Origin of the sequence: Xanthomonas sp. SHU 166 (assembly GCF_000364685.1) — a bacterium.
Lineage (GTDB): Bacteria > Pseudomonadota > Gammaproteobacteria > Xanthomonadales > Xanthomonadaceae > Xanthomonas_A > Xanthomonas_A sontii.
Window position 1 is genome coordinate 1 of the sequence record NZ_AQOJ01000865.1, and the last position, 4,393, is coordinate 4,393.

Annotated in this window: 5 protein-coding genes and 1 pseudogene; 5 read left to right on the plus strand and 1 reads right to left on the minus strand. The window is 70.2% G+C overall.

The window, feature by feature from the left end:
* A partial coding sequence (locus tag D180_RS19695) for a metallopeptidase TldD-related protein (protein WP_017914121.1) occupies window positions 1–810 on the plus strand: 810 nt, incomplete at its 5' end.
* Window positions 811–966: 156 nt separating this feature from the next.
* On the opposite strand, the gene yjgA is transcribed toward D180_RS19695, so the two are convergent.
* On the minus strand, window positions 967–1,563 hold the full coding sequence (yjgA, locus tag D180_RS19700) for a ribosome biogenesis factor YjgA (RefSeq protein WP_017914122.1): 597 nt from the start codon (window positions 1,561–1,563) through the stop codon (window positions 967–969).
* A gap of 95 nt (window positions 1,564–1,658) precedes the next feature.
* Between yjgA and pmbA the strand changes: the two genes are divergently transcribed.
* The 4 genes and pseudogenes from pmbA to D180_RS19720 form a co-directional block, all read left to right on the plus strand.
* Window positions 1,659–3,023 (plus strand): metalloprotease PmbA, encoded by a 1,365-nt coding sequence (gene pmbA, locus D180_RS19705; protein WP_017914123.1) that lies wholly within the window; start codon window positions 1,659–1,661, stop codon window positions 3,021–3,023.
* Window positions 3,024–3,060: 37 nt separating this feature from the next.
* The gene (locus D180_RS19710; RefSeq protein WP_017914124.1) at window positions 3,061–3,459 is read left to right on the plus strand and encodes a DUF4870 domain-containing protein; all 399 of its coding nucleotides are present in this window, start codon (window positions 3,061–3,063) and stop codon (window positions 3,457–3,459) included.
* A 176-nt stretch (window positions 3,460–3,635) separates the two neighbouring features.
* Complete coding sequence (locus D180_RS19715; RefSeq protein ID WP_017910613.1) at window positions 3,636–4,013, plus strand: DUF4870 domain-containing protein; 378 nt, start codon at window positions 3,636–3,638, stop codon at window positions 4,011–4,013.
* A 173-nt stretch (window positions 4,014–4,186) separates the two neighbouring features.
* Window positions 4,187–4,393 (plus strand): annotated as a pseudogene (locus D180_RS19720) (DUF1800 domain-containing protein); the annotation flags it as partial.

Below are 4,393 nucleotides of genomic sequence, written 5' to 3' on the forward strand. Positions count from 1 at the left end.
GACTACGCCACGCTGTTCGCCGACGGCCGCCCGGAAGCCTTCGCCCGCGAGGCCTTGCGCCAGGCGCTGGTGAACCTGGAGGCGGTGCCGGCGCCGGCCGGGGTCATGCAGGTGGTGCTGGGCCCGGGCTGGCCCGGCGTGCTGCTGCACGAGGCGGTCGGCCATGGCCTGGAAGGCGACTTCAACCGCAAGGGCACCAGCGTCTACGCCGGCCGCATCGGCCAGCGCGTGGCTTCGCCCGGCGTCACCATCGTCGACGACGGCACCCTGGACGGCCGCCGCGGTTCGCTCAACGTCGACGACGAGGGCACCGCGACCAACTGCACCACCCTGATCGAGGACGGCGTGCTGGTCGGCTACATGCAGGACACGCTCAACGCGCGGCTGATGGGCGTGGCGCCGACCGGCAACGGCCGCCGCGAATCGTTCGCGCACCTGCCGATGCCGCGCATGACCAATACCTACATGCGCGCCGGCCAGCACGATCCCGAGGAGATGATCCGCTCGGTGAAGAAGGGCCTGTACGCGGTCAACTTCGGCGGCGGTCAGGTCGACATCACCAGCGGCAAGTACGTGTTCTCGGCCACCGAGGCCTACCTGATCGAGGACGGCAAGGTCACCGCGCCGGTGAAGGGCGCCACCCTGATCGGCAACGGCCCGGAGACCATGCAGAAGGTGCGCATGATCGGCCACGACCTGGCGCTGGACGAGGGCGTCGGCGTCTGCGGCAAGGACGGGCAGAGCGTGCCGGTGGGCGTGGGCCAGCCGTCGCTGCTGATCGACGGGCTGACCGTGGGCGGGACGGCCTAGGAGCCGGGAGTGGGGATTCGGGAATCGGGAATCGGCAAAGCGGGCGCCGCGGTGTGCTGCGGCGTTGCTGGCCTGGCGGATAGGTTCATCGCGCACCGCGCTTGCTGGGCTGGGAGCGCGCTGGCCGCCGTGCGCGGCAACCGAAGTTGCCGCGCCTCAGTCGCGCGTGTCGTCGAACGCCGCGTCGTCGTCCGCTTCTTCGATTCCCGATTCTCCATTCCCCATTCCCGACGCACCACCCAGGATCAGCTCGCGCAGCTCCCGGAACAACTCGCGGTAAGCGTGCGGCGGCTTGTTCTTCAGCCGCTCGTCCTTGGCGTTGCGGACCAGCTGGCGCAGCCGCTGGCGGTCGGCGTCGGGATGCTCGGACAGCAGTTCGGCCAGCGCGGTGTCGCCTTCGGCGAGCAGCCGCTCGCGCCAGTCCTCCACCCGGTGCATGGCCGCCACTTCGCGGCGCGCGCTGTCGCTGTTGACGTCCATCGCCTCGCGGATCGCTTCCAGCACGGCCTCGTCCTCGCGCCGCATCTGCTTGGCCAGGAACGCCAGCTGCCGCTTGTGCGCGATGTGCGAGGTGATGCGCTTGGTCTCGGCGATGTGCGGCAGCAGCGACTCGGGCACCGGCAGCTTGGCCAGCTGCGCCGGGGTCAGCGCCACCAGCTTCTCCCCCAGGCTCAGCACTTCCAGCGCCTCGCGGCGTTGCTGGCTGCGGCTTTCGCCGCGGAATTCACCGGTGTCTTCGTCGCGTCCGCGCATGCTCGTACTACTCGATCGGGCTGGAAATCAAATCAACACATCCGGCCAGGACGGCCGGACAGGGGCGAAGGGATTCGCACAACAAGGATAAAGCATTGAACGCGATCACCCCCGATTTGCACCGCGACGACAGCCAGCAGCGCCTGGAGCGCCTGTCCGACATCGCCGAACGGCTGCTGGCGCGCGCCCGCGCGCTCGGCGCCAGCCAGGCCGAGGTCAGCTGCAGCGAAGACCGCGGGCTGGACGTCAATGTGCGCCTGGGCGCGGTGGAGACGGTGGAGTCCACCCGCGACCGCGGCATCGGCGTCACCGTCTACTTCGGCCAGCGCAAGGGCAGCGCCAGTACCGCCGACCTGCACGAGTCCAGCCTGGAGGCCACCGTGGCCCAGGCCTGCGCCATCGCCCGCTACACCGAGGACGATGTGGCCGCCGGCCTGGCCGAGGCGGCGCTGATGGCGCGCGAGCAGCCGGATTACGACCGTTGGCATCCGTGGCCGCTGCAGGCCGAGGAGGCGATCGACCTGGCGCTGGCCTGCGAGGCCGCCGGCCGCGACGCCGATGCGCGGATCAGCAATTCCGACGGCGCCTCGGCCGGCAGCAGCGAGAGCCTGTCGGTCTATGCCAATTCGCACGGCTTCGTCGGCTGCGAGCGCAGCACCCACCATTCGATCGCCTGCACGCTGATCGCCGGGCAGGGCGACGGCATGCAGCGCGACGGCTGGTACAGCAGCGCGCTGGCACGCGAGGACCTGGAACGCGCGTCGGCGATCGGCCGCCGTGCCGCCGAGCGCACCGTGGCGCGGCTGCAGCCGCGCTCGCTGCCGACCGGCGAGGTGCCGGTGCTGTTCGCGCCGGAGATGGCGCGCTCGTTGATCGGGCATCTGCTCGGCGCGGTGTCCGGTGGTTCGCTGTATCGCCGCGCCAGTTTCCTGCTCGACAGCGCCGGCACCCGCCTGTTCCCGGAGTGGTTCGCGATCGACGAGCGGCCGCACCTGCGCCGCGGCCTGCGCTCGGCCGCCTTCGACGGCGAGGGCGTGGCCACCCGCGAGGCGCCGCTGGTGCGCGACGGCGTGCTGCAGCGCTACGTGCTGGGCAGCTACTCGGCGCGCAAGCTGGGCCTGCAGACCACCGCCAATGCCGGCGGCGTGCACAACCTGCAGGTGGCGGCCAATGCCCCCGACCTGCAGACCATCGTCAAGGGCCTGCCGCGCGGCCTGCTGGTCACCGACCTGATGGGCAACGGCGTCAACCCGGTCACCGGCGACTACTCGCGCGGCGCTGGCGGGTTCTGGATCGAGAATGGCGAAATCGCCTATCCGGTGGACGAAATCACCATCGCCGGCAACCTGCGGCAGATGTTCCAGGACATCGAGGCGGTCGGCGCCGACATCGACGTGCGCTCGCACGTGCACATCGGCGCGGTGCTGGTCGGCAGGATGACGGTGGCCGGCAACGACTGAGCGCCGCGACGCAGGCAGCGCGCAAGGACGCACAGGCATGCAGGCAAGCGACACCGAGAACACGATCACCGACGGCACCACGCCCGTGTGGGAGCGCGCGCTGGCGGCATTTGCGCATCTGTCGACGTGGATCGGCTTGTTCGCCGCCTGCAATGTGCACCTGGACTACGCGCTGTGGTGGCTGCTGTTGCTGTGGCTGTTGCCGGGCGCGCAATGGTGGGCGATGCGGGGCAGGCAGCCGTTCGTCGCCGAACACGCGCGCCAGGCCATGCGGATGGGCTTCGGCCTGTCCCTGCTGAGTGCGGTCTTGCTGGCGCCGAGCGTGCTGATCTTCGGTGCCGTGCTCGTGTTCGGGTGGCTGCTGGTCGTGATGCTGCTTGTGGCGATGGGCGTCAGCCTATACGCGGCGGCCAAGGCCATGCTCGGTCGCCGCTAGCGCGATCCGCTGCCGTATGGGGCGTCGGATCAGCGCCGCGGTTGCCGAGCGGGCGATCCTTGAGCCCGTCGAGGCGTCTTCCCGCCTTGCCGGCTTGGCTTGACAGCGCTGCGCCAGCCGCCGAGAGTGACGCGCCAAACGTCTTGTCCCCTCACCACCAAAGGAACGGAATACCGATGAGCGAATTCGACAACGTCACTGCCCCGCCGCCGCCGCCGGCCTCGGCAGGCCCCCAGGAAGATCGCACTGTCGCGCTGATCACCCATCTGTCCGGGATCATCGCCGGCTTCATCGTGCCGCTGATCATCTGGCTGGTGAACAAGGACAATCCGGCCAAGTCCTTCCTCAACGACCAGGCCAAGGAAGCGCTGAATTTCCAGATCACCGTCGCCATCGCGTACGTGATCTGCGTGGTGCTCAGCGTGATCGTCATCGGCGGATTGCTGATGCCGGTGGTGTGGGTGGTGAACCTGGTGTTCTGCATCCTGGCCGGCATCAAGGCCAACGACGGCGTCGCCTACCGCTACCCGTTCGCGCTGCGCCTGATCAAGTAAGCGCGCCTGCGACGCGTCCCCGAAGGCCCGGCCGCTGCGCCGGGCCTTTTTTTGTGCCCGCGCCGCGCTCCGGCGGGAGGTCGCAGGGCGGCCAGGCGCAACGCCGCCACCGGCCGGTCAACCGCGGCCCGTGCTGCGCGTTTGCAAGGCTGTCGCCATCATCGGAGCGCCGCATGATCCGCCGCGAGAGCTTGAGCGCCGCCAACCGCTTCGGCCTGGGCGCTCGTCCCGGGGACCTGACCGGCATGGGCGAGCCGCGCGCCTGGCTGGCCGCGCAATTGCAGTCGCCGCCGCTGGCGCCGGCGTTGCAGGGCCTGCCCGACAGCCTGGCCTACCTGCGCCGCGAGGCCGACTACCAGCGCGAACGCCGCCAGGCGCGG

What these genes read in the sequence shown, in the direction of transcription:
- yjgA (WP_017914122.1), bottom strand. Translation starts at nt 1,563, where the DNA reads ATGCGCGGACGCGACGAAGACACCGGTGAATTCCGCGGCGAAAGCCGC.
- D180_RS19710 (WP_017914124.1), top strand. Translation starts at nt 3,061, where the DNA reads ATGCAGGCAAGCGACACCGAGAACACGATCACCGACGGCACCACGCCC.
- D180_RS19715 (WP_017910613.1), top strand. Translation starts at nt 3,636, where the DNA reads ATGAGCGAATTCGACAACGTCACTGCCCCGCCGCCGCCGCCGGCCTCG.